The sequence below is a fragment of the Bacillus sp. UNC437CL72CviS29 genome, assembly GCF_000482345.1.
Taxonomy (GTDB): domain Bacteria; phylum Bacillota; class Bacilli; order Bacillales; family Bacillaceae_G; genus Bacillus_A; species Bacillus_A arachidis.
The window spans coordinates 12,651-37,194 of sequence record NZ_AXVB01000016.1 but is presented as its reverse complement, the minus strand read 5'-3'; the positions used below and the strand labels follow the sequence as shown (position 1 = coordinate 37,194).

Below are 24,544 nucleotides of genomic sequence, written 5' to 3'. Positions count from 1 at the left end.
TATCACATTAACCTTCGATGGGACGGAACTCATGAACCCAAACTCTCATATTTGGCAGCCACGGCATGCCGGGGTGAAGAGACAGAATAGATTGCTTATATTCCTCCACATTCGCATAGCCTTCTTGACGGGCATGCTCATCAGTCAATTCGCCAAGTGACTGCGAATAGACCTTCTCCACAACATACCGGTGACCTTGAAGTTCCATCACTTCCCCGACATCCGCATATCTCCCGTTGCGGCGAGTAGCCGTTTTCTGTCCTGCAAGCACTTTTTCAATGTCCTCCTGAATCGTGATGAGACGTTCAATCGTACATGTTTTTGGTGGTAAAGCGTTCGTTTCATTTTGGTTTGTCATCTGGGTCACTCTCCTTTTTTCATTTAAGCATAAGCCCACTTTATCATATAAAAAAATTATTCTATAAAGCAAGTTTCTATTTAATAAGGGTAACAAACTTTCATACAATGTTTATACTGTAGATTTAAAATAAAGTTTGATAATTTATAATAAAGATTGATAAAGATAAATGGACTGATTTATAACCCAAATAGTGACAAACTATAACCGAAGCATTTACTCCAGCTGAAGCAGTAACAAAAAATATTATTGCACTAATTGAGTGCTTATCTTGAATAAGATTTAAATGAGGATTTTCAACAATCTGGCGTTGCATTTCCAGTTCCCCTCTGATACAGGTTGTACAACTTCTCAGCACGATAAATAAGGGGAACAGAAAAAATGATTACTAAGAAGATACCCCATTCATAAAGATTTTCATTTTTATTTATTATTTCACCACTGAAATGAAAAAGGCACCTTAAAGGTGCCTTTTTCTGACTTGATAACCACTTTAATTTTAATAATATAAGTGCTGGACTCCCATCCAATTACCATTTTACCATATTTATCTATATTATGTGTTAAAAAAATGAATTAAACATATTAAACAAGAGATTAATACCCGTAAATATCTACTCCTGCTACAGCAACATATTCATTCTTTCCTGTAATTTCTCTTCAAACGTACGTAATGTTTCTTTTTAACTCGAGAAACTTCCATGTAATTTTTATTTTATTCAAAGTTGTAAATAATAAAAGGCAAACAAAAAAATCTATTTTTAATAAAAAGCCTAGCAAAACCTCATTATATTAAATTAAAATATTTATATATTGTAAGCAACAAGATAAGGAGCTTTTAGATGAACAAGAAAAAGCTAGGTTTATTAATTTTAGTAATCATTATTCTTGGGTTTGTATTTCCTCTTTCACCTTATTTAACAGATTTAAATCATACAGAAAAAAAGTTATATAATGAATTACAAAAATCCCAAGATATTTATACACTAAAAGAGCAAGAACCTAAAACAGTAGTAAGATTATATTTACATTCGATACAAGAAAAAAATTATGAAACAACTTATCTTTTCTATAAAAATGACAAAAAAATGACCGGAGAAAAGAAACAATTTTTAAAGAGGCACCTAAATTTCATGAAACAATTCTATCATCTTTTAAATTTGCAAGATCATCCGTAATAATAGACAAAGATTATAAGGATTCCGCCGTTATTAATATGCCCCCATGGATAGGTACAGACATTCAATTCCATATGTATCAAAAAAATGGAACATGGTTTATATACGACGTTCCTTTTCAATAATTGAATAATATATATTATTGATCTATAAAAAAGAATCTCGGGATTTCTTTATTTTTGAATGTAAACGTTTATTTATTAGTTTATATTCATTTCACCTTAATCATTGACTTCACAACAAACCCATTGATGTCCAATCCATCCGAACAAAAGGTAAGAGAACGTTCTGATACCTTCACGAGATTTTTATTCTTCTCTAGCTGTTTCATTTGAATTTCATTAAAAATAATTTTACCCATTTCCCGTACCTTACTTTTATCATTGTTTTCATTATAACAAGGAATAGGTGCAAAAACACAAAGACCCCCGAATCATGGACTTTTTTAAGTATCCACGATTCGGGGTACAGTTCATCCTGTGAAGAGATTCTTCTTTCATACAATACATACCTATTTAAAGTAAAAACTAATATATGTAAAAATCAATAATAGTGAAAAAATCATATTTTTTTATAGTATTAGCCCCACCTACGCTAAATACCTTGACAGCCACGCGTGCCATCCAACCCATTATTATTATAAAAGAAAACGCTTACATTGTAAAGGATTTCCTAATCACTAATAATAAAACGCATAGATACTATAATTGACAATTAAGTTTCTAACATACTTCATCATCTAAGCATATGCCAATTGGGATATACCCCTAAACTGAAAAAAGAGGTTCTTTTATTTTAAAGGACCTCTTTGAAATAAATGTATCAATTTTCGATGAGCAATTATTACTTTCCTAATAATTCTAATGATAATTTCCTAACTGTTGTAGCCACGCACTTGCTTATTTTTTTCTCCCGTTGTTACTGTTATTGTTTCATTTTTTCTGCACCTGCAAATAATTTATTCACATAATTATTAATATCTTCCCATTTATCACTAGCTGTATTCAAATCCTCTTCCATAAATGTAAAATCATCACGGTTCATTTTTTCAACTCTAGTCAACAATTTACTATATTTACTTCCTATTGTATGCCACTGATTCGATATATTCTGAAGAGCAGTAATTGCTGTATCAATTGTATCAGACATATGTGCAGTTTTATTTTTGGCATCTGTTAAAATAGCCACTTCTTGCTGTGCTCCAGAAATCCTAGACTGTAATTTTTGTATTTCTTGCTCTGCAGATGAAATATTGCTTTTAGCGGTAGCAATCATTGCTATACTAGCTCCAAAAGTGAATAATACCAAGACTCCTCCAGCAATAATCATATCATTACTTTTCTTAATGAGATCGTTATAACTATTGATTTGATGCTGTAAATACGGAATGCCAGCATTTGTACTTTCTAAAATAGATGTCAATTGGTTTGAGTCATCTTTGAAACTTCTTGTATCTTCTAACATTTTATTTCGAAATGCCTTCAGTTTTTTTAGTAATTCATCCACTTCATTGGTGTTATTCAAAATACTATGATGCAATGTTTCTAATTCATTTTTAAAGCTTACTGTGTCCTGTTGATTTATAGCAGCTAGTAAATTCTTATAATGTATTTGAAATGCTTTATTATAATCCACAATATGTTGAGCGTTTTTCATAATATGTGGGTTTAAGTCTTCTAACCAATATGTTGCATTCGTTTGTGCATCTTTTTGATGTTTGATCATGTTTGCTCGCAAATCACCATTTATAGAGCTGATTCCACTCAGGTCCGTTTGTTGTTGCTTAAGAAGTGTTTGGGCATATGAATCCATAACAAATGTATTAGCTGCCATTTGGCCTATTGCTTCTTTAAATCCCTCAGGAACAAGAGAAGTTTCACTATTGCTTTCTTGCTGTTGTGATTGTCCGGTTTGTTCTGCTGCTAAAGTATGAAGTGGCATTACACTACTTGTTGCCATTCCGGTAATAGCCATAGATAAAGCAATTTTCTTATATAATTTTTTATTCATCATTCCTCACCTTCTCTTTCATATGTATCACGGATTTTATGGAATTCATAAGGTTTTATCACTTACTACAAACACGTTATAATTCTTGTAAAAAAAGTACCTTTTGAATCTATATAGATTTAAATAAAGTTTATAAGGGCTCTTCTATAATTCGTATCTAGTTAAATCTCTATATAGGAAATCTCCTGCTCAAGATTGAACAGGAGACTCGCATCACTTATCTTTTACGCTGATAAATTCTTTTATTTCGAATAATTTTATTTTCTAACCTTTTTTGAGTAAATATTACTAGTTATTCTCTGCTACTTTAATTTCACTATTTTGAATATCTTCAGCATACTTTTGAATTTTTTCCCAGCTATCGTTTGCTGTCTGGAGATTTTCTTTTATAAATCCAAGCTGGTTTGGTTTAACTTTGTTAACGTTTTTAAGTAAAGAATTATATTTTGATCCCATTGTTTGCCACTGGTTTGAAATATTTTGAAGTGAATCAATAGCAATATCAATAGTCTCTGATAAACTTTCAGTTTGCTTTTTAAGATTTGTTAATCCAACTACCTGTAATTTTATGTTTGAAATATCCCCAGTGAGTTTTTGAATATCTCCCTGCGCTCTATCAATTTCTTGTTTTGCTAACACAACTCCTGTTACACCCAGTGCCGTAGCGCCTACACCGACTGTAATAAGTACAGCGCCCGCTTTAGCTCCTACACCAGTAGCAATTAATGCTACACCACCTATAATAGCCATTGGGCCTAGAGCTGTTGATACAGATGCTGAAATAAGAATTGCATTATTTTTATTAATGCTCTCCATATTTGCCGAGATTTGTTTTTCTAGAAGAGGTATTCCAGCATCTTGACTAGCTAAAACAGACGTGATTTGGTTGGCATCGTCTTTAAAGCTTTGTGTATCAGATGCCATTTTGCTACGGAAACTTTTCAGCTGTTTCACTAGATCGTCTACTTCTTTTTTATTAGCTGAAATACTTTCAGTTAATTGTGTAAGTCCAGCCGTTAGTTTTTCTGTGTCCCCTTTTTCTACAGCTATATCTACAGCATTTTGTAAAGTCTTATAATAATTTTTAAATTGGTCACTGTAATTGATGATATTCTCGTTTGTAGAAATTAGTTGTGGTTTTAGAGTATCTAACCATTCATTCGCATTTCCTCTAGCAAGTTTTTGATGTTCAATGATTTTTGCTTTTAAAGCATCGTCAATTGTAGTTATATCATTAAAATTAGCATTAGCTTGCTTAAGAATTGTTAAAGCATACAAATCCATTGTCAAAACATTTGACCCTGTTTTTTCTAATGCTTCTCTAAGACCATCTGGTCCTAATGAATACTCAGCATGCGTGCCTGTTGCATCAGTTGCCTTAGCATGAACAGCAGCTGGTTTTGCTGTATTTTCCGCTGCAGAAGCATATGTCGGCATGATATTAGCTGCTGCCATTGTTGCTATTAATGTGGATAAAGCCATTACTTTATAAGGTTTTTTTGCCATGTTTTTCTCTCCTTATATGATTCAAGTTAGTCTTCATTCTAAAATGAAGCTTAGTTTACTTTTACTTTTGTAACGAATTCTTCATATTGAGTTGTTTGCTTATTCAATTCATCATTCAATTTTTTAAGCTGTGTTAATTGTGTTTGTAATGCCATTGAATCAATCTTTGCATTTGCATCCGAATTAATCTTCATTTGAGTCATTGTTTCATTTAACGCTTTCCAATCTTTCACTAAAACGTCAAAAGTCTTAAGTTGTCTCTTAATTAAACTTGTAAAGCTACCTACTTGATCTTCAATAAGAGTAATTTGAGTTGCTTGAATTTCATTTTGTGATAACTTTTGTATTAATGGGATTAATTGTTGTCTTTTTTGTTTAATATTATTACTAGCTTCTCGTATATGAGCATCTGATGAATTTTCAATTGTGTCACCAAGGCTTTCAATAGAACTAAATTCTATTGTTTTAGTTTCAAGTGCTGTTTTACTAATCTCAACAGCCTGCTTTCCAACGCTCAAAGAAGTTCCTCTAATTTCTTTTGCTCGATTTAAAATTTTTGTAAGTTCATTTTGAATCTCTTCTTGAATTTGTTTAATTTGTGCTCTTAGTTGTGCAATCTCTCCATTTGAACCATTTAAAGATTCAATAGCTGTGTTAGCTCTTTTAGTAAGACTTTCGCTATCTTGAACCAATTCATCTTTATACCAGTTTAAGTCTACTGAAGTTTGCCCCATATCATCTTGAATCGTTTGCACTTCTTCTTGAAGTGCATTGAAAGCACTTACAAATTCTTCTTTTGCTTTCTGATCTTCATTCACTTTTCCAGCTAATTCATTTAATTTACTATAATAGTTATTAAACATTGTACTAAATGACATCATTTCTTGATTTAAGTTGAAGATTTTAGGATTATATTCATCCATCCAGTCTTGAACATGTTTTCTTGCAATTTTTTGATCAGTGTTTAAACTACTCATAGCATTTACTTTAAAGTCTGGTTGTTTTAAGATAACTAATCCATATCCTTGTATTAAAGGAGTGTTTGAGCCCAGTGATCTGATTGAATTTGATAGTGTATTCACAGCAAGAAAGTTCTGAACACTTGTTTGTTTAAATTGAGGTTGCTTACTTTCTGCAGCATAAGCATTTACAGGTGTGAAACAGCTTGTGGATACTGCTGTAGCCAATAAACCTGCGACTAACGTTTTTTTCATGTTAATTCCTCCTATTGGTTAATATCTCTTGATAAAACATTTAGATTAAACTCTAAGTGTTTTATTCTATTTTTAGAAAAACGACTTTATAACTAATTATCTGTATAAATGGTTATTTTGATGTTAATTACGAGAATGTAATTGTAGATTATAACTATCTGTACATATTACTTCTCTATAAAACTATCCCTCTTGGAAGCTTCATCAAAGATAAATAAAAATTTTGATCTCTTTTTTGCATCTTATGAGTTGTAAGGACCTTACACCCTTATTAAAACACTAAGTTTTTTATAAGTAAATCATAGAATTACATAATAATACTTAATCACCTTAAAATTTATTTATTTAAACAAAAAAGAATTGTTATACTAAAAAAACTATTGTTAAACATCATTTAAGTAATCAAAACAATTATAACTTGATATTTCTATATCGAAATGAATTTTTAAAATTTAACTAGATTAAGTTTATTATAAAGAAAATATTTATAGTATAATTTAACACCATACCTCACACTATGATCCCTTATTTAGATATGCAGAATTACATGAAAATAGGCACTTTTAGTTAATACCTTTATAACAGATTTAAAACGATTTTAAATAAAACACTGCTCACAAAAAACACATTACACAATTATCCGTTAGAAAAATGTCGATTTTATCAGAATTTTGTATTTTTTTGTTGTTTTATTTTATTATTAATGTTAAACTTATACTCACAAAGAGAGAGTAAATAGGCACCCTTAGTGATTTAATTTTCTGATTTTTCAGTTTTTGTTTTTTGTCAGTTTGTTCCATTCCTTTTGATTGGCATGTTTATGTATTGCTTTCCTACTCTTTCTTTGTTGTACCCTCCAGAAGAAAACAATTTGTTCCTATCCAAATTGTTTTCTTCTATGATTATCTAATCGAGTATTTTTAAAACGATGAAGATAATTTATGGAAAAGTTATTCTACAAATTTCATTCAAAAGATTTAGCTATATTTAAATGAAATATGAAATGTATCAAGTACTTAGTTTTTTAATCTACTTAAGAGGTATGTCCTATAATTTTTTTAGGAGTCATACTCAATGCAATTTATACAAATGATTCATGTATTGGAAGTATGTTCGGTATATGAGTCATTTATATGGATTGCATAAAAAAAAGAGATCTTATAGAAATAAAAGATTTCTTTTTTCATCTTTAGGGTATAAAGCTAATATGCTGAAGTATGTTAAAAACCTCGATATGAATCATACTAGATTATATACATGTATCGATATATAATTTTTACATATTTATACTAACTTAAATAACTAGAAAATTATTTGTCTTATTTTTTTTTACAAGCATAATTAAATGCACATTGCTTCTGTAACAACTTCCTCCTTTGTTGAAGTACTATGAAACTTACCAAGCAATAGAAGATCTAGCTAAAAATGTAACTTAGATTTAACTTCTTTGTGTCCACAATATTGATTCAAATCCAAACAGAACTAGACAAAATTAAAAGGCATAAATCCGGTTCAATACCGGACTTATGCCCAAGAAGCTACCTTTTTAATATTTACTAAGAGAATCGTACCAACGATAGTTGAAACAAAATAAATTATTTACACTCGCAATTACACTTATGCTGTTTAAAATCGATTACCATACGACCTTGAATCTTACCTTGTTCCATTTCTTCGAATACATCTTGTACATCCTCTAATGGGCAAGTTTGAACAACCGGCACTACTTTTCCTTCTGCACCGAACATAAATGCCTCTTCTAAGTCCTTACGAGTACCAACTAGAGAACCAACTACTTCAATTCCGTCTAGTACAAGTCGTGGAATGTTTAAGTCCATAGTTTCTACTGGTAAACCTACCGCAACTACTTTTCCGCAAGCACGTACCGCATCAACTGCTGAGTTGAAGGCTACTTTAGAAACCGCTGTTACTACAGCAGCATAAGCGCCACCAATCGTCTCTTGAATAATCTTATCAGCAGGACCTTGAGTAATTGGATTGATAGTCATATCGGCACCAACCTCTTTAGCTAATGCTAATTTGTCATCATTGATATCTACTGCAATTACTTTTGCACCAAATACATTCTTAGCATATTGAATAGCGAGGTTACCTAATCCACCACAACCGTAGATTACGATAGGTTGACCAGGTTTAATGTTTGATACTTTAATAGCTTTGTATGTAGTTACGCCCGCACATGTGATTGATGATGCCTCGGCAGGATCTAATCCTTCTGGTACTTTTACCGCATAATCAGCAGTAACGATACATTGTTCAGCCATGCCGCCATCTACTGTATAACCAGCATTCTTAACTTCACGACAGAATGTTTCTCTACCAGTTACGCAATATTCACAACGTCCGCAAGATTGGAACATCCATGCGATACTTACACGATCCCCAATTTTAAGTGAAGTAACATCATCAGCAATTTTAGTTACAATACCTACACCCTCGTGACCAAGGATGCGGCCATCTGTGTTACCAAAATCATGATTCGCAACGTGCAAGTCAGTATGACAAACTCCACAATACTCTACATCTACTAATGCTTCGCCTGAGCGTAACGGACGCAATTCTTTGTCAATAACATCAATGTTTGCTTTGCTGTTTTTATTAACCACTACTGCTTTCATATGTGATCTCCCCTTTAGTATTTTAATGCGTTCATCTCACAACTTTTGTTCTCACTGTTATGGCCAATTATTGTACCAAATTCAAGTGTTTAATCATCATTACTGGTTAATCATAACATAAAATTTGGAAGAAATTTTGTGGAATAGTGAACAATATTTGAAGTTTTATATAAAGTGTTTTCGATGCTGATTTGTTTAATCAAGAAACAATATCACAGTACCAGTTAAGTTATCTTGAAAACATGACAAATAATTAAAGCACGGACAATTTTTCCGCGCTTTTCCAAACACATATTTTATTTCGGAAGATTTAGTTGCCACGAGACACCGAACCGATGGTGTACTTATCCTAACTGGCGTTTAAATGCTTTATTGGCAAAGAAGTAAGCGAGGACCATAATGCCTACACACCAAGCAAGCGCGATCCAAATATCGTTGCCAACAGGCCCTTCATACAAGAGGGCACGAATCGCATTCACGATTGAAGTCACGGGTTGGTTCTCAGCGAACGCACGGACAATTTTAGGCATGGTTTCGGTGGGGACAAAGGCCGAACTGATAAACGGCAGGAAAATCAGCGGGTACGAGTAGGCTGTCGCCCCCTCCATAGATCTCGCGGTCAATCCGGGAATGACTGCCAGCCATGTCAGCGCCAGCGTAAACAGCCCGAGTATCCCAGCTACCGCGAGCCAATCCAGGATATCCGCGCTGGAACGGAAGCCCATCAAGAGCGCGACGAGGATAACCACCACGATAGTAAGCAGATTGGAAACAAGCGAGGTCAATACGTGAGCCCACAATACCGACGAGCGCTTGATGGGCATGGTAATGAAACGCGCCATCAGCCCGCTCTTTACATCCGTAAACAGCCGGACGGAAGTGTAAGCAACGCCGGATGCGATAGCCATCAGCAAGATTCCCGGCAATAAATAATTGACGTAGTTGTCCGTCCCTGTCTCTATGGCCCCGCCAAATACGTAGACAAACAGCAGCATCATCATAATCGGCGTAATCGCCACCGTGATAATCGTATCCGGACTGCGCATGATGTTGCGCATTAAACGCCCTAGTAATACCCCTGTTTTACTTTTCATTTACATCTCCTCCTTTTTGCTGATAATCGCGAGGAAAATTTCCTCCAATGTCGGCTGCTTCTCGATGTACTCCACTTTCGCTGGCGGGAACCTCTCTTTGAGTTCGGTAAGGGTACCGGTCGTGATGATTTTCCCACCATGTAGGATGGCGATACGGTCCGCCAGTTGTTCAGCTTCCTCCAGGTACTGGGTTGTAAGCAAGATGGTTGTGCCGCCGTCGGCCAGCTTCTTGACAGTATCCCACACTTCAATTCGCGCTTCGGGATCAAGCCCTGTCGTCGGTTCGTCGAGAAAAATGACTGCTGGCGTCCCGATCAGGCTCATGGCAATGTCAAGCCGGCGCTTCATCCCGCCGGAATACGTATCTGCCCGGCGATTTGCCGCATCGGTTAGGCTGAATCTTGCAAGCAGATTATCGGCGACTTGAGCGGGATTGGAGACTCCACGCAACTTGGCGATCATCATTAGGTTTTCCCGCCCGGTGAGCATGCCGTCTAAAGCTGCAAACTGCCCTGTTAGGCTGATGCTTTGGCGAACATGATCTGGTTGGCGCTGGACGTTAAAGCCACAAATACCTACTTCACCGTCATCGGGCTTCATCAGTGTCGAGAGGATGTTGACCGTCGTCGTCTTGCCTGCTCCATTTGAGCCCAGCAGTGCGAAAATGGAGCCACGCTGCACCTCAAAATCCACCCCCTTTAAGACTTCCTTGTCTTTAAAGGATTTTTTTAACCCTTTTACAGAAATCGCTGCATTGCTCATACTTTTTTCCTCCTTATAAAAAGCGCTTTGCGGAGCAGATTGCCTATACTCTCCTATCTAGTCTGACTGATAATCTGTATTACTTAGTACCGTGTTAAAAGTATAACTGAATAGCAATGGCAGTAATTCACATTTGTAACCAGCTAATCAGTCGGTACTATTTATTAAATTTATTTTTTTCTCAACCGCTTCATGATACTTTGATTCAAATCTTCACGATACTTGGAGACATATGTTTTAGCATTTGCCACTAATTCGTCAGCAAAGGACGCCACGTCGTCCCCAGTGATTTCTAGCACTTGTCTCCCTTCCGCCGCACCGGCTTCGAACAAATCGATTAATTCATACTGTATGTGTAGCATATCCATCCCGTTTCCCGCTGAGAAATTCCACATGTAGTTTTGAATTTTCTTAAATACAAACTGGTAGTCCTCTGGCAGGGCTCCAACCCGTGCCATCATCATTTTGTACTCTTTTTTATCACCAATCATTTTTTTGAACATTTCCATCATGTTATTTTCCTCCTTTTTTATAAAGCTTCATAAGACCCTCCAAAAATATCGGATGGAATATCTTATGAAGCTAGATTGACTTCAAGACGTTTATTTTTGATGATACAAAATCCCATTTTTTCCAAAACAATTCAAGTTCCTGGCGACCAGCCTCATTAAGTGAGTAAAACTTGCGGGGCGGCCCCATATCTGACGGTTTCTTTTCTATATTCACAAGTTTTTTCTTTTCTAATCGCACAAGGATAGTATAGACCGTCCCTTCCACAACTTCGGTAAACCCAAGCTCGTTCAGGTGGCGGGTAATCTCGTAGCCATAGGTTTCATGGCGGCTGATGATTTCCAGCACACAACCTTCCAGTGAACCTTTCAGCATTTCAGTTAAATTTTCCATGTTAAGTTCCTCCTCTACCTCCTCTATTCTGTCTGACTTATATTCAGTATTACAGAGTACCAAGGCGAATTTTTTACTGAATAGCTTTTGAGAAAATACACTATTCAGCATCACTTATTACAAGTACATTGTATCACCGAGTAGCATGGGTGTCAACTGGATTTTCTAAATATTTTTAAAAACAACTATCCCCATTGTTGTCTCCTACCTTTTTTGTAACTCCTTTTATTTCTTCCCAATTATTCACTAAAAATCCGTAGATCTTTTTAACTACCATAGGATCACCTTACATTCTTATATTCGGAAATTTATCATATGACGAATCAGAAACCACAATCGTAGCACTATTCTTAATAGGAAAAGTTAAGTGTAGTATAGCTTTGTTTACTTTTAAAAATACAACTTCTTTTTTAACATACGAATTTCATACACACTCAACTGTGAAAATAAAAAGTGTGTCCCTATAACTACACAAGCTACCCCTGCAACTAAATAGGTCATAACAAAGTTTCTTTTAGTGGTGAATTTTATTCAACTAAAGTATTCACTCTATCAAGAAGAAAATAAGCCAGATCCCGATATCGGAAGTACAAATAAAGACCCAAGAATTTATAGATTCTTGGGCCTTTATTTGTGGTAATGTCTAGCTATCCGTATTCACTCTAAAGAGATGGTCGAGTTCCGATTACAACAGTAGCATCCAGTTCGTCACAATTTTTCACCTGTGGGATTAGCCCGTTTTGAGCAAATATCTCAACAGTTTGCGATGCCTGTCGTTGGCTAGTCTCAACAAGTAGATGGCTATCAGGGGCCAGCCAGAGTGATGCCTCAGCAGCTACCCGTCGCTGGACATCTAGTCCTTCCGCTCCACCGTCGAGTGCCACCCTTGCCTCATATTTTCGGGCTTCTCGAGGTAACAGCTTAATTGCCTCTGTAGGTACGTAGGGTGCGTTTGCGACCAAAATATGGACGCACCCACGCAGTTTAGTTGGAAGTGGATGGTAGAGATCACCTTCGTACACATTACCTTTGACCCAATTAATATTGTTACAAGCACATCTCACTGAGGCTGAATCTATGTCGACTGCATACAACTCGACCTCACCTAGAACTCTAGCCAGTGCAGCGCCCACCGCACCTGTACCACAGCATAAATCAACTATGATAGCTCCTGGCATAGCAAGGTAAGCTGCCTGTTGGACAAGAAACTCAGTACGGCGGCGAGGAACGAAAACTCCTGGTTCCACAGCTATCCGAGTACCACAGAAATCTGCCCAACCAATGATGTGTTCCAATGGAAAACCAGCTACTCGTCGTTCCACCATGTCGGTGAGTATTTCCTGTGTTTGTGCCTCTGAGATAAGCAATTGCGCCTCATCTTCTGCAAAAACACAGCCGGCAGTCCGAAGCCTGGTTGTTATACATTTTTCTGTTTCCGCGTCTATATAAAAATCGAATTTCTTTCCCATTCATTCACCACTCTTGATACCTTTTTAAGTTTATTATTAATAATTCTCTAAAGGTTGGAGAACCCCTGTTTCAACTGCCTTATATTTAAATAAAAAGATCGTATACAATATACATATGAAGTTTACATAACGCACATTATTGATAGTATCCAAGAAAGCTAGCTTTGTCGTTTTGGGGCAATTCTGAATTCTTAAGTTGATGGCGATGGGGTACTGACGGAAAAACGCGGATTTTATAAGATAAGACATTTCCTAACAATGAAATTTCAGCTTTGCTACTGTAAAAAAACAACTAGCTCCCCCGTAAGAGGTGCTAGTTGACGTAAAATTCGTTCTCGGAAGTTCTACACTTTATGCTTGGGATCGAAATCTAGCTACTTCAAAATGTGTTAGTTCAGATTACGAAGGTCAGGCGCAGTGTTTTAATATAGAGTTGGAGTCGGAGGAGAACAATGGAAGGAAACAATATCGCTTAAAGCAACCGAATAATGATTCCATCTTCCGCCGAAAAACCTATAGCCGTAAATTCTTGATTCCCCGACAGTCGTTAAAAAAAACCAGAAATTGTCTCCGTTTCTAAGCCGCAAATACGTGAACCGATACAAACAATTTTGAAGCCCCCAAGGATTCAGGGTATAAGGTGGCATTTGTCGTATATATATCATGATTCGAAGTTCACTCCTTATTTTTAAAATTAGACTTATAACTAGTTTATGCTCAGGGGCAAAGCTTAGATTGGATGTATGCCTAGTAGCCTACCTAAATTCAATTTTGAATGTATATAGTATATAACATAACGCATCATTATCAGTAGCAAGGACAACGGAGAATCCCTTGATGTCATTAGGTTTTTTCGTTTTCTCTCTTTATCATCCTAGACATGATTTTATACAATACTGATTTAATGCAGTTTATTGTGTTTGATTTTGGCTGTTTTGGTACAGAAACTTGTATAAAATGTTGCATATTTTTTAAGGGGAATTTACGTTAAACAATATTATATATCCCAAATAAAGACACTCCTTTGAGAAAAGAAGTGTCTTTATTTGGGATATATTAAGAAGATCGAGATTTAGTAAGATGGAGATAATCATTTTAGGGGTACTGCCATATCGTTATCAACCTAAGATTTTAAAGTACCCCCTAAATGGAAAATCTGTGTTTTTCATTTCACAAACTCAAAGTAAAATAGCCCATAGAACCACATATTCGCTCACATTCTCTATAGAATCTCATCTATTATGAAATAAACAAAGCCTCTTCCTGCATCCCTTCTACACTGATATTTCCAAAACAACTTTTGCACCGCACAGCTTTTCTGAATTACTTAAGTAAATATTTCCACCATGCTGCTTTGCAAAGTTTTTCGCAATATATAGTCCGATTCCATGATGATGTTTTGAGTTTCTACTTTTATCGCCTCTAAAAAATTGCTCTGTAGCTGAACTCATTTCTTCCTTTGTAAATCCCCTTCCTGCATCCTCGATAATGAACTGGACCTTACTATTACTAGTTTCAACTGTGAACAGCAAATCACCATTTACCGGGGAATATTCAATGGCATTCATCATCACATTCATAATGGCCCTTTTTAAAACAACCTCATCAGCATAAATAAAATTCGGTATATCCTTAACCTCTTTCATTACATGTAACTGTTTGTCCAAAGTACAAATTGCACTTTCTTCTATAATATGATCAATAAAGTTTTGGAGTTCTATTTGCTTAAATTGAAGTGAATTAACTTCCTCACATTTCGTAATATCGAGCAAAGATTGCATATACATCTCCATTTCAGCAACACTTTTCAAAATATGCTCATTACATTTCCCCTGATCCGAATCCAGCATAAATTCATTTAACAGCTCGGCATTCCCTCTCAATATCGTTAATGGAGTTTTGACATCATGTGCTAAAGCAGCAATCTGTTCCCTTCGATTCATTTCCATCTCCCACTGTTTACGTAAGGAATCGTTCAGTTCATCTTTCATTTTTACTAAGGAATCTAATATTTCATTCACTTCTATTATTCTAGATTGCTCTACTTGAAAATCTAAATCTTCCTTTTGAATTTTATCGGTTACCTTTTTCAAAATCAGCATTTCCTTTGACAATGATTTACCAAAAGAACGAGATAGAAATAACACTTCTAACGCAAATAATAGGATAAAAGAGAGAATCAAAGAAATGTCCGGGATTGGTAAATACTTCTGCAACACAGGATTTTTATAACTCGTATGCAAAGTATATAAAACGACACAAATATCTTTATTTCGTTTTATAACTGCATAGTAGTATCCATCGCCACCTATTTCGTTGTTCTGTACGTTATCCCATATTTTCCTCGCATCATTTTTATGAATATTCCCTTGAATGATGTTTCCTGAAAAGTCATACACAGCATATTTATATTGTTTTAAAATCTGATCATCGCCCTGCTTCGCTTTTACTATGGCGTCTCTTTGCGATTCAATCTGTTTCTCATAATAATTTGCCGGAAGAATCATCCCCCTGTTAACTCCAATACTGAACAAACTAAGATGAAAAATGACTAAAGCAATTGTCCCTATTGAAAATGCGAAAATATACCGTATAAAAATTTTGCGGAGATTTATTTGTCTTTTCACTTTTTCCATTTATATCCGATTCCCCACACTGTTTCTATTGGATTCATGCCATACTTAGATAATTTATAGCGGATATTTTTAATATGTTCCACAATGACTTGATTGTCACTGTCGCCATCATATCCAAAAACATTTTCATAAATCTTTTCTCTTGAAAATACTTGACCGTGATTCAGAGCTAAATATTCACTAATTCCATACTCGCTTTTTGTAAACGGGATAACTGTATCGTCATACCTTACTTCTTTACACGATAGATTAAATGTAAGACCTGACAGAAAAAAGGCATTTTGCTTTTCCCTATGTTCACGTCTTACATGCGCTGACACTCTTGCACGCAGTTCACCAATTCCAAAAGGTTTTGTAATATAATCATCTCCGCCAAGACTAAACCCTGTGATCAGATCCTTTTCCATTGTTTTAGCAGTTAGAAAGACAATAGGACTATCTACCAAGTTTCGGATCTCCTGACAGAGTGTAAATCCATCTATTTCTGGCATCATGACATCTAATAGAATTAAATCATAATGACAAAATTTGTTCTTGGAAATTGTAAGAGGATTACGAACGGCAGTTACCTCATATCCTTCTTTCTCTAAAGCGCTTTTTATAATATAAAGAATGCCTTCTTCATCATCAATTGCTAATATTTTTGCCATACAGATCCCCTCCTCCTTTCATTATAATGATGTTTTTACAAAATGTGTTTACATTTCTTTACGCCCTTCATAAAAAGAAAACCATATAAGTGACATAACAAACGCAATAATCGTTGAGCAAATACATATAACTACTCCCATTTGAGTATCTCCTTGTAAGGCATGAAACGAATCAGGTCTCAATCTGTATTCAAAAAAACTACTACACAATCTCATCCCCCACGCACACGGAATGTATTTCCAAATAACCTCTCCCAGCCCGGTAAGCATTAAAGCTGCCAGTAAACTTTCTATAATGCCGACTCCAATGGAAGCACCTTTACTAAAGCGAAAGTTCAAGAACAGATGAAATAGATACATAAAGATTTGACATCCAAAAAGTATTAAGGAAATCTCAAAATACAAAGAAAGGGGAAATTCATTCTGCCCTAACAAAAAATGAAAACCTGCTGCAAACCCAAAGACTGCCAATATAGTCGAACAAAACCCGCATATTAACAGTAAACAGAATTTACTAATAAATGCTTTCCGCTTTCCGTGTTCTGTTGCTAAAAGTTCTGTAAAGTTCCCTGCTAACGCTTCCTGTTCCACAACAAAAGAACATACAACACTAATTAAGAGCGGAAAAGCTATTGATAATACTTGTATATAGCCTGGAACCTTACTCATAGAATCAAGTTTTGAAAAGGAGTAATAACTTAAAAACAGAACAATCCCGATGATTGGCATCAATATGTGTATCCAGAAAAAAATCGTACTCTTCATCTTGAGAAAATCAGCTCTTAATCCCCTTGGTAAGACTCCCATTTTAGTTTGCCTCCTGCTTTTCAAACCATTTTGTTGTCATATAAGTGAACAAAATGAACAACACTACCGAAATGATCACGCCTGGCAGTATGACAGAATAGGAAAGAAGTTCTGGCGTAAACGTTACACTCTCTGGTTTTGCATACAAACCATTCGGTAGTATTTTTACAATCGGAATCATGAGTCTGCTTGGATATGTGAATGGATTCATCCACCACATACTTTTTGTTGCAAATAGAATTCCTAAAAATACATTTGCCCCCATATTTAATAGAATTGTGGGAAATAGACCTATCTTGTTACCTAAAAACAAACATATAGGAATTTGCCACATAAAAGTCACGATCAAAACAATGCTTCCTAATAATACATTCATTACAGGAATGATTTGGAAATTCTCTTTATTTACTAGTAAACTAGATAACTGTATGCCACAGAAAAAAATCATGCCGGAACAGATCAAAATTCCTAAAACCAATAATATTTTAGAAATCCATACTTGTTTTAATGAAATGGGTAAAGATAAAATAGCCCGATTATTCATTTTTTTATCCTTCTCGGCAAGAAGTACACAACTTAAAGAAAGCATTCCTGGAAGAATAGTAATGTACCACCAGTTGTAACTAGATAGTTGAAAATAATCCCCTGATAATAAAAAAGCAAACAGCATCGGAACTAATGGAGCTAGCCAGATAAGTTTATTTAAAAAAGTATGTCTGATTTTGATTTTTTCAGATACAAGATATGGAATCACTTCTTATGCCTCCCTTCTATATTTTCCCGCCACTTGTATAAATAAGCTTTCCAAATCAGTATTCTTATTCAATTCTCCTTGATACCCCAATACACCGTTCGATATAATCCCAACATGATCTGCAACCTGACTTACTTCGCTTAAAATATGACTGGATAAAATGACGGTAATTCCTTTGCTAGGGAAAGAAAGAATCAATTCTCTTAATTCCTGTATGCCAAAAGGATCCAGTCCATTCATTGGTTCGTCTAATATTAAAAGCTTCGGATGATTCAGTAATGCAATGGCAATTCCCAATCGCTGCTTCATTCCCATCGAAAATTTCCCTGCCTTTTTTTTACCTGTATTCTCTAGCTCTACAACACGCAATACCTCATCAATTCTTGACTTTGGCAATCCTAAAGCAGTCGTACGAACGAGCAAATTTTCTCTTGCTGTTAAATTTTCATAAAGCGGAGGTGACTCAATTAAAGCACCAATAGAATGTAAATCGTGCCGCGTCCATCTATGACCATCAAAATGAATCTCACCAGAAGTAGGCGTAAGCATGCCCGTTATCATTTTTAAAGTGGTCGATTTTCCTGCCCCATTAGGACCTAACAATCCATAGATTGAATGTTTCGGTACAGAAAGCGAAATATTTTGTACCACACTTTGCTTTCGAAATGTTTTGCAAAGATTTTTTGTTTCTAACATAATCTCATTCATTCTAATCTTCCTCCTCGTATATTGTGAGTATAGAATAAACGACAATTATAAGAATTCTATAAGGAAAATGAAAAAACATAGGGACAAAGAAAAAGCGCTTTTTGTATAAAGTTAAAAAAGTTGTTTCTGTAGATTCATAGGAAAGGATGGCGTTTTTGTATGTCTATTTCTGTATCTAATGAATTACAACTATTTGCTCAAGAAATTCAAAGTTTCTTATTTCCAAATACCTTACAGGATCTTGCTAGTGATGTTGGTTTTGTTCAGCGAACTAGCAAGTACCAAGCAAAAGATTTAGTCGGTGTTTGGTAGAATATGGCCAAAATGTTAAACTTATTAAGTAAGAGAGGAGAACTAATTAAATGATTAAGCCTTTATATACAGAAAATATTATAGTAGGTGTAAAATATAAAAATAAGTTCAATTGGTATATAACTGAACCGGATTTATGGTATTTAGATTATAATCAAGCTGGGTACTCTCCTAGTGAATATCCAGAAGAAAGAAAAGGCATTAGTATTTTAAATGAGGCTACAATAGCTCATTTTTTAGAAAGAATAGAAAAATATGAAAGATTTACAGAAGATATTAGGTTAGAATTTTTAAGGGAACTAAGAACTAATAGAGAAGAAGCCTATTATGATTATAATCCATGTTTCTTGATAGATTTTGAGCGTTTAATTTTTTATTCTAATTATCCGGAATCAATATCTTTTGAAGAATATATTCCGAATAACTGGAGAGGTTATTTACAGCGATTTGATGAACAAGTACTCTATGAGTATAGATACTGGGAAGATAAGAATAAAAGCTATTTAGTTAGAGAGGATTAAGTCATGCAAGAAAACAAATTAACTATGAGGGGTATCACCACATCACTATCAGCCTAAGAAAACAGGTTACCCCCAAAATGATAAATAAGCTTTTTTCACAAGAAAGCCCAAAAATTGCGTTCTGGGGGTGTAATAAAACTTTAGCTTGATGGAGATGGGATGAATTTAAACCTCTAAAAAACCTGAAGATGTCCCCATAGCAATTACGATGTCTTCTTTCTTTAAGAGGTTTTGATTCTTTAATTGATTTATCGTATGGATTACTGTGGCAGAAGAATTTTCAAGAAAAAGACCCTTTGTTAACAGGAATTGTTGATCTTGTTTTGCCTGTTCTTCATTAACTACTACTGCTAACCCATTAGATTCTTGTAATGCACTTAAAGCTTGGAAAGTCACCGTTGTTCCGTCTAATGATTTCAGCTCAGTTTCTCCAATAAACTCTTCTATATAGTGAACTCCATTTAATACATTTGTTAAACGAGGAAAGGGCTCAACTGCTATCATTTTGGGAAGTTTTATTGTATTTTTATTTAGGGTAATTTCTTTAAAACCTTGCCAAATTCCCCACAATAGGTCTCCCCTTGAAACTGGAACAATGATTTTATTAGGCACTCTTCCTTGCAATTGTTGCAAAATTTCATAGGCAATAGTTTTATAACCTTGAACTCCAATAAAATTACTTCCAACGGGAGGTGTTAAATAGTTGCTGGCAGGGTAAAATCCCTTGTCGGAATATTCCTTCAATTTAATCCATCTTTCTTCAGATGTATCAGTTAATATTAAGTTTGCTCCATAACCTTTAAGTATTGATTGAATACGATTATTTAAGTTTTTCGAAGCAATTACAACACATTTTATACCTCCGAAAGCCGCATAGGCTGCCAATGAAATCCCTGCGTTTCCACTAGATGCTACAACTACACCTTCGGATCCTGTTTCAATAGCTCTTGTTACAATTAAAGAACTCATTCTATCTTTATGTGAGCCTGTTGGGTTTTGACCTTCGTATTTTATGTAAATTTCCCCAAGTTCTTCTTTACCAATTGATATAGGAATCAATGGGGTATTTCCTTCCCCCATAGAAAAGTAAGATTTATAAGGTAATGCACAAGTAGTATCATCCTGTTTATATATTACTTTTAAACTTGACGGCATATTTTCAACCAAACATCTTGGGCAACCTTCAAAAAAATCAGCAAAATCATAGTTGTTATAACAACGTAAGCATTGCAAATAATTTATTTTAGGATTTTTTTTAATAGTTAATTTCAATGTAAACCATCTCCTAATTTCAAATAATATAATTAATATTTTATTTTGTTTTGCTGCGTTTATATTTCCTTATTCGTTAATTAGTGTAAAATGATTATTGATTATTGTCTAATTGAATTATTCTATGCTGATAATTGATTTTTCAAATAAAGAGGTGATATTCTTGGACTATGAACAAATTAAATCATTCCTTTCTGTAGCAAATCATCGACATTTTACAAAAGCTGCTGACGAACTACATGTAACTCAATCAACAATTACTACTAGAATTAAAAATTTAGAGAGCTATTATGAACAACCTTTGTTTTATCGTTCAAACAAAAAAGTTGAACTTTCTGATTTTGGCAAAGAAATATTACCGTTGCTAGAGAGACAGTTAGAAATAATGGAGAAAACAAAAGACATTGCTAAAGAGTACAAAACGAAAGAAAAGATAATTTGTCTAGGATTAACATATTCTTTATGGAATCCTGTATTAGTGAAGTGGGTTGAACATATACATACTGCTTTTAAAAATATACATTTTAAATTTGTAACAGACCACTCTCCACAAATAATGGAGGGCGTTAAAGATGGTTCTATAGATATTGGAATTGTTTATCATGCTCCATTAAATGATAATATTAAAATTGAAGTAGTGGGGTATGATTATTTTTCCTTATATGGTGCCTCTTCTTTTCATATTAATGAAAGACTTACTTGGAATAACATTATAAACTATCCAATCGTATATCTAGATTGGGGAAGAACTTTTGATGATTGGTTTTTTAGAGAATTCGGTGAATCGTTTACACCCTTTGTGCAAGTCGGCCACAGTAAAACTTTACTGGATTTTGTAAAATCCGGACAAGGTATTGCATTTATTCCGGATCGAATCGTTGAATCATCAGATGGTTTGGAGAAAGTTCATAAACTTGCATATGAGTCTTTAAATCTGTTATATCCTCAAAAAGTGTATCTCATTGCGAAGTCAACCGCACTTAATAACGAGGCTATTCATTATTGCATAGATTCTTTAAAAAAATACTTATTTTAAATACACTTTTTATCAAGATAGAGTAAATTTATATTCATAAAATGAAAAAAACGCTATTCTTTTTGTAGAAATATACAGTTGTTCAACACTTTTAAAAAAGTCTCAAAAACCTTCGTTTTTGAGACTTCTTTATGCTTTCTACTTAATATTGAAATAATGCTATGTTATCCGTCTCAAAACCTGTCTTAAAATCAAAATCTCATTATTCCTTAATTTTAGGCGTGCCGCCCACATTTTAACGAAAATATACGCTAAACGAATTTCAGCATAAAGCGAGTCATCTTTTTATTTTAAGAAAAAAGATGGCTCGCTTTATGCTGAATATTTACTCCACTATTCATAGCCAAGAAACTGTACAAAATGAAAATAGCACAATAAAAAGGAGCTTGTATAATCAAGCTCCTTTTCTTATGGATTTAAATTACATCTTCTTCATAAAGAACCCGTTAGTTTAACAACTCTTGGGACCTCATCTTTTTTATTCAATCATACTACATACATATCAGTTAAAGATTTATTCCTAATAAATCCAAGGTTTTCATAAAGCTTAATCGCTGGATTTTCTTTGATTACAGCTAAACGAGTAGCTGGGTACTCTTTACTTGATATGTTTATAGAATGGGTTAACAAAAATCGTCCAAGACCTTTATGTTGATGTTTAGGGTCTACGGCTAAACTCATGATTAGAGGATAGCCTTCAAATTCCATGTGCAGACATACACCAACAATATTGTTCGTGCTCTGTTCTATAATAACTCTTGAACACTCATCCATGATTTTATTATTTTGATATTTTCCTATGAACGCCTTTACGTGATTAGTATAATCTTCTTTGGTTCCGATTTGTTTAAAAGCTGGATTTTCTTTATAGGATTTCATAATTAAACATGCTATATCATCTATATCTTCACCTAAAACAGATTTAGAGATATACCCTTCAGGAAGCATTGCCTTTAATGATTGTGTTGGACGAATCATCCAATAATTAATTTCATGAACCTGGCATCCTTTTTGTTCATAAGTTGGTACGTGTTCTTCTACAATGTCTCTCAGAATGATTTTCTCTTCAGTCTTCGATACCTTTTTCAAATGGTTTAAAAGCTTGTGGACTAATCCTTCATAATCCCCATAAGGAGGGACAACAAATAAATCTGACATAAAATTTGGCTTTAGGAAAACACCACCAATGATGTTTTCGTCATTCATGATTAAATATCCACAGTCAAAAATAGATGCAATTTCTAATAATGCCTCCGAGGACCTTCTAAAAAAGTAGTCTGCATATTTTTGTCCATAATAAATGGAATAATATCGAATGTATTCTTTGGGTTCTTGATAAACTAATCTCAACCCATCTTCTAAATCAATAAGTTCATCCAAAGATTGAACTTGCTCATTCATATTTTTCTCCCCTTTTTCTTCAATTAAACTGCCCGTTAGTTTAAGAACATTATTTCACAACCCCTCTATTTTTTAACATAAATTTCTATTTATCTTCAAAAAAATAGTCCATCTTTCATCAAGTGAACTCTCTTAAATATGTTGAAGTTTTTCAACATTACGTAAGGTAGATTCCTTATAGGAATTGTTTCGAAAGAGTGTTCTCAGAAACGAAAAATAGTATAATGAGTCTAATTACGATTATTAAATAAATGATTTCACCCATACTAAAATCCATACAAACGCCCATTCCTTTTAATTCCATTTTATCATGTTCCGACATTCATCTCCCACCTAAAATTGGTGTTGCGCACCTTCACATTTTTGAGGAAGGAGTCTTCTGTCGGAACATGATAAATTATTAAAACAACATTATAGGTAAATAGAAAAGAAATGGTGCATTCTTGCAGGTAGTTTTATATTCACTTTCAATTGACTATAATCAAATGAATTTCATGTTATAGCGGTTCTCATACAAAGCTTACATACACTTGCACAGGAACTGAAAAAAGCACCTAATTTTAATTAGGTGCGAAGTAATTATAGTAGTAACTTTTGTATTTCTTCTGTACTTAGATCAGTAAATTTTACAATATCTTCTAACGGCATTCCATTTTTATGCATACCACGGATTAATTGTGCACGCTCAGCTAATTTACCTTCCTCATGTGCATGAGCTAATTTAGCTTGTTCATCTAGAAGTATTTTTTCACGTGCTTCATAAGCTGTGCGGAAAGAAGAATCATGGCTCATATTTTCCCATTTATTCATTGCTTTTTGTAAAATTGGATCATGATTCATCGCAATCTCCTCCAATGTCTGAGTTAAGTGTTCATCTTCATGGGCTGGCAACAATAACATCCAATGGACAAATGTATTTTCCCATGGATTTACCTTTTCTTCACGCCATTGCTTCACTAATTTTGGAATCTCTACAAAATGGATTTCAATATCGTCACTTAATACCTGTTGTATTTTGACATTCCATAATTGTCCGATGGTGTGAAATGATTCGTCATAAGAAAATAATATGAAATCTAACAAGTTAATAGTGATTGTTCTTCGAAGAGAACGATACGGCATCCCTTCCTGCATTTGGGATGTATAGAGTTTACTCCAATAATATAAAGAGCGTTTTACCATGTCATGTGTATTTCGAAGCTGAATTTCTATATTCACTTGTGTTCCGTTGCCTAGTGTGGCTAATAAATCTAAAATCGATAACTTATCATCTTCATAAGACTTATGGGTATGTGGTGCTACCACATACCCATC

General features: G+C 34.4%; 23 protein-coding genes and 2 pseudogenes. 4 read left to right on the top strand and 21 right to left on the bottom strand.

Going from position 1 to position 24,544, the window contains the following annotated elements; genetic code table 11:
- Positions 1-7: 7 nt before the first annotated feature.
- Both M014_RS0114660 and M014_RS29230 read right to left on the bottom strand, forming a co-directional pair.
- Positions 8-358 carry an ASCH domain-containing protein gene (locus M014_RS0114660; protein ID WP_016115601.1) on the bottom strand — a complete coding sequence of 117 codons (351 nt, stop codon included), beginning with the start codon at positions 356-358 and terminating at the stop codon, positions 8-10.
- Positions 359-482: 124 nt separating this feature from the next.
- Positions 483-674, bottom strand: coding sequence for a hypothetical protein (locus tag M014_RS29230; RefSeq protein WP_035415129.1), 192 nt, complete (start codon positions 672-674; stop codon positions 483-485).
- Between the two features lie 526 nt (positions 675-1,200).
- On the opposite strand from M014_RS29230, the gene M014_RS27010 reads away from it, so the two are divergent.
- Positions 1,201-1,536, top strand: a complete 336-nt coding sequence (locus tag M014_RS27010) for a hypothetical protein (protein WP_231503948.1) — start codon at positions 1,201-1,203, stop codon at positions 1,534-1,536.
- 211 nt (positions 1,537-1,747) lie between these two features.
- On the opposite strand, the gene M014_RS29225 is transcribed toward M014_RS27010, so the two are convergent.
- The 15 genes from M014_RS29225 to M014_RS0114570 all read right to left on the bottom strand — a co-directional run bounded on the left by M014_RS29225 (position 1,748) and on the right by M014_RS0114570 (position 18,688).
- Entirely contained in the window at positions 1,748-1,897 is a 150-nt protein-coding gene (locus tag M014_RS29225; RefSeq protein WP_155924336.1) for a hypothetical protein, read from the bottom strand.
- A gap of 563 nt (positions 1,898-2,460) precedes the next feature.
- Complete coding sequence (gene nheC, locus M014_RS0114640; RefSeq protein ID WP_026592413.1) at positions 2,461-3,546, bottom strand: non-hemolytic enterotoxin subunit C; 1,086 nt, start codon at positions 3,544-3,546, stop codon at positions 2,461-2,463.
- Positions 3,547-3,834: 288 nt separating this feature from the next.
- Positions 3,835-5,052 carry a non-hemolytic enterotoxin subunit B gene (gene nheB / locus M014_RS0114635; RefSeq protein ID WP_026592412.1) on the bottom strand — a complete coding sequence of 406 codons (1,218 nt, stop codon included), beginning with the start codon at positions 5,050-5,052 and terminating at the stop codon, positions 3,835-3,837.
- Between the two features lie 50 nt (positions 5,053-5,102).
- Positions 5,103-6,266, bottom strand: a complete 1,164-nt coding sequence (gene nheA, locus M014_RS0114630; protein ID WP_026592411.1) for a non-hemolytic enterotoxin subunit A — start codon at positions 6,264-6,266, stop codon at positions 5,103-5,105.
- Positions 6,267-7,861: 1,595 nt separating this feature from the next.
- A complete protein-coding gene (gene adhP / locus M014_RS0114625) occupies positions 7,862-8,905 on the bottom strand; it encodes an alcohol dehydrogenase AdhP (protein WP_026592410.1) in 1,044 nt (347 codons plus the stop codon).
- A gap of 344 nt (positions 8,906-9,249) precedes the next feature.
- Complete coding sequence (locus tag M014_RS0114620; protein WP_026592409.1) at positions 9,250-9,999, bottom strand: ABC transporter permease; 750 nt, start codon at positions 9,997-9,999, stop codon at positions 9,250-9,252.
- On the bottom strand, positions 10,000-10,761 hold the full coding sequence (locus M014_RS0114615) for an ABC transporter ATP-binding protein (RefSeq protein ID WP_026592408.1): 762 nt from the start codon (positions 10,759-10,761) through the stop codon (positions 10,000-10,002).
- A 170-nt stretch (positions 10,762-10,931) separates the two neighbouring features.
- Positions 10,932-11,273: a DUF1048 domain-containing protein gene (locus M014_RS0114610; protein ID WP_026592407.1), complete on the bottom strand. Its 342-nt coding sequence runs from the start codon at positions 11,271-11,273 to the stop codon at positions 10,932-10,934.
- A gap of 70 nt (positions 11,274-11,343) precedes the next feature.
- Positions 11,344-11,664: a PadR family transcriptional regulator gene (locus tag M014_RS0114605; protein ID WP_017151750.1), complete on the bottom strand. Its 321-nt coding sequence runs from the start codon at positions 11,662-11,664 to the stop codon at positions 11,344-11,346.
- A 662-nt stretch (positions 11,665-12,326) separates the two neighbouring features.
- A complete protein-coding gene (locus M014_RS0114595) occupies positions 12,327-13,109 on the bottom strand; it encodes a putative protein N(5)-glutamine methyltransferase (RefSeq protein WP_026592406.1) in 783 nt (260 codons plus the stop codon).
- 1,298 nt (positions 13,110-14,407) lie between these two features.
- Positions 14,408-15,769, bottom strand: a complete 1,362-nt coding sequence (locus M014_RS0114590; protein WP_026592405.1) for a sensor histidine kinase — start codon at positions 15,767-15,769, stop codon at positions 14,408-14,410.
- Positions 15,757-16,419, bottom strand: coding sequence for a response regulator transcription factor (locus M014_RS0114585; protein ID WP_026592404.1), 663 nt, complete (start codon positions 16,417-16,419; stop codon positions 15,757-15,759). Before M014_RS0114585 ends, M014_RS0114590 begins: the two co-directional genes overlap by 13 nt.
- A 48-nt stretch (positions 16,420-16,467) precedes the next feature.
- Complete coding sequence (locus M014_RS0114580; protein ID WP_026592403.1) at positions 16,468-17,226, bottom strand: lantibiotic immunity ABC transporter MutG family permease subunit; 759 nt, start codon at positions 17,224-17,226, stop codon at positions 16,468-16,470.
- A 1-nt stretch (position 17,227) separates the two neighbouring features.
- Positions 17,228-17,980 (bottom strand): lantibiotic immunity ABC transporter MutE/EpiE family permease subunit, encoded by a 753-nt coding sequence (locus M014_RS0114575; protein WP_026592402.1) that lies wholly within the window; start codon positions 17,978-17,980, stop codon positions 17,228-17,230.
- A gap of 3 nt (positions 17,981-17,983) precedes the next feature.
- Complete coding sequence (locus M014_RS0114570) at positions 17,984-18,688, bottom strand: lantibiotic protection ABC transporter ATP-binding protein (protein WP_026592401.1); 705 nt, start codon at positions 18,686-18,688, stop codon at positions 17,984-17,986.
- A 159-nt stretch (positions 18,689-18,847) separates the two neighbouring features.
- Between M014_RS0114570 and M014_RS29220 the strand changes: the two are divergent.
- Positions 18,848-18,997: pseudogene (locus M014_RS29220) on the top strand (IS4 family transposase); the annotation flags it as partial.
- A gap of 53 nt (positions 18,998-19,050) precedes the next feature.
- On the top strand, positions 19,051-19,521 hold the full coding sequence (locus tag M014_RS0114560; protein ID WP_026592400.1) for a hypothetical protein: 471 nt from the start codon (positions 19,051-19,053) through the stop codon (positions 19,519-19,521).
- 165 nt (positions 19,522-19,686) lie between these two features.
- On the opposite strand, the gene M014_RS0114555 is transcribed toward M014_RS0114560, so the two are convergent.
- On the bottom strand, positions 19,687-20,793 hold the full coding sequence (locus M014_RS0114555; protein WP_051588579.1) for a pyridoxal-phosphate dependent enzyme: 1,107 nt from the start codon (positions 20,791-20,793) through the stop codon (positions 19,687-19,689).
- Between the two features lie 163 nt (positions 20,794-20,956).
- Here M014_RS0114555 and M014_RS0114550 point away from each other — a divergent pair, with 163 nt between their 5' ends.
- Positions 20,957-21,829 (top strand): LysR family transcriptional regulator, encoded by an 873-nt coding sequence (locus M014_RS0114550; protein WP_026592398.1) that lies wholly within the window; start codon positions 20,957-20,959, stop codon positions 21,827-21,829.
- A gap of 486 nt (positions 21,830-22,315) precedes the next feature.
- Here M014_RS0114550 and M014_RS0114545 read toward each other — a convergent pair whose 3' ends face one another.
- The 3 genes and pseudogenes from M014_RS0114545 to M014_RS26995 all read right to left on the bottom strand — a co-directional run.
- Positions 22,316-23,230, bottom strand: coding sequence for a GNAT family N-acetyltransferase (locus M014_RS0114545; protein WP_026592397.1), 915 nt, complete (start codon positions 23,228-23,230; stop codon positions 22,316-22,318).
- 175 nt (positions 23,231-23,405) lie between these two features.
- On the bottom strand, positions 23,406-23,552 hold the full coding sequence (locus M014_RS29215; protein ID WP_155924334.1) for a hypothetical protein: 147 nt from the start codon (positions 23,550-23,552) through the stop codon (positions 23,406-23,408).
- Between the two features lie 257 nt (positions 23,553-23,809).
- A pseudogene (locus tag M014_RS26995) lies at positions 23,810-24,526 on the bottom strand (Rpn family recombination-promoting nuclease/putative transposase); the annotation flags it as partial.
- Positions 24,527-24,544 lie beyond the last annotated feature (18 nt).